We start from the raw sequence: 1,570 nt of genomic DNA, 5'->3' as shown, positions 1-1,570 counted from the left end.
AAGCAGTAAAGGCATTCGGATTTTAAAGGTCTTCAAGGCGTTGGAAGCCCACCCGATTATCGGTATCAGCAACAAAGAGATTTCAGACGGCCTCGGCATTCCGGCCAGCTATGTGAGCCGGGACTTGGACGATTTAATCAGCGAAGGCTTGGTGGTCAAATTGGATAACGGCAATTTTGCATACAGTATCAGAACCCTACAAATCGCCGAACGGTTCAGACGGCAGCAGGAACGGCTGCAAGGCAAGATTGCCGAAGTGGGCAGACGGGTTGAAGTGGACTAAACGATTTTGAAATTTCCTGACGTAAGGAAATTTGGAGATAAAAAATGAACAACGACGTAATCGAACATGAAGTTATGGATGTGGTTGCTAACCAAAACCACCAAGCTGCGCACAGCGTGATGGTGATGGAGCAATGGGGAAACGGAGAAACCTATAACGAAGAACGCTGGATTGAACGCGGACGCCAAGCAGTACGCCAAACAATGGAAGGGATGTTTGAGCTGGGCAGAGCTTTGATTATTTTAAAAGAGCATACGCAGCATGGCCGATTTATGGAAATTGTTAAGAGCCAGTTTGGTATTGGGCATAACGAAACTGCTCGTTTAATTGCCGCTACCCAACGTTTCGCGACCCCGCAAATGCAGAAAGCAGCCCCAAAGCTGATGGATTTAGGCAAATCCAAGCTGCTGGAACTGCTGGTAGAAGAAGATGTGACGCTGATTGGTTTGGCAGAAGGTGAAGAAGTTAACGGTATGACTTTGGATGATGTCGACCGTATGACAGTGCGTGAACTCCGTGCTGCCCTGCGCGAGAGCCGAGAAACGGCGGAAGCGAAAGACAAGGTCATTGCTGACAAGAATAAAAAAGTCGACGAGCTGGCGGAGAAGCTGGAAAAAAGCAAAAAAACCGTGAAAGAACCGGACGCGGCGGATGTGGGCAGCGAGCTTGCCATGCGTCTGACCAGCCTGGAAGTGGGCATCCGCTCGCAGGTCAGCCGCCTGAAAGAGATGTTCGAGCAGATGAACGCGCATACGGAGGCGCACGGTATCGACCACCGCGCCAAGATGGTCGGCACCATCAATCAGATTATTTTGGATTGCGAAACCCTGCGCTCGTCTTTCGCGCTGCCGCAAGATGCGCCGACGGACGATATGCCGGAGTGGTTGAAGCAGGAGGATTGAGATGAATCCCGCATTAAACGAGCGGCTTACTGCTGTGGCCACCCATGCGGACACGCTGGGGCGCGGCGACAAGTCGGCCTATTTGAAGCAGCAGGCGGCGGAATTGGGCATGAGTTTGGCCACGCTCTACCGCAAGCTGGAGGCGGTGGCGGTCAAACCGAGCCGCAAGCGGCGCAGCGATGCGGGCAGGTCGGAACTGAGCCTTGACGAAGCCAAATTGATTTCGTCGGCTCTGATGGAAGCCATGCGGCGCAACGGCAAGCGGCTGATGGCGGTACGGCAGGCGGTGGAAATGCTGCGCGCCAACGGCAAAATCGAAGCGGCGCGGATTGACGAAGAAACGGGCGAAGTGCTGCCCTTATCGGAATCGACCATTATCCGGGCG

The 1,570-nt window shown here is 53.5% G+C and carries 2 protein-coding genes and 1 pseudogene; all 3 read left to right on the top strand.

Annotation, left to right across the window (positions count from 1 at the left end; genetic code table 11):
* Positions 1–13: 13 nt before the first annotated feature.
* The gene (locus tag BDE01S_RS10470; RefSeq protein ID WP_066081295.1) at positions 14–283 is read left to right on the top strand and encodes a helix-turn-helix domain-containing protein; all 270 of its coding nucleotides are present in this window, start codon (positions 14–16) and stop codon (positions 281–283) included.
* Positions 284–327: 44 nt separating this feature from the next.
* Positions 328–1,185: a DUF3102 domain-containing protein gene (locus BDE01S_RS10465; RefSeq protein WP_066081292.1), complete on the top strand. Its 858-nt coding sequence runs from the start codon at positions 328–330 to the stop codon at positions 1,183–1,185.
* 1 nt (position 1,186) lies between these two features.
* Positions 1,187–1,570, top strand: a pseudogene (locus BDE01S_RS10460) (transposase); the annotation flags it as partial.

It is taken from the genome of Bergeriella denitrificans NBRC 102155 (genome assembly GCF_001592185.1).
GTDB lineage: Bacteria > Pseudomonadota > Gammaproteobacteria > Burkholderiales > Neisseriaceae > Neisseria > Neisseria denitrificans.
The sequence above is the reverse complement of the archived record's forward strand: the minus strand, read 5'-3'. Positions and strand labels throughout refer to the sequence as shown.

Excerpts from the sequence above, each read along its gene's own strand:
- BDE01S_RS10465 (WP_066081292.1), top strand. The coding sequence starts at position 328 with ATGAACAACGACGTAATCGAACATGAAGTTATGGATGTGGTTGCTAAC.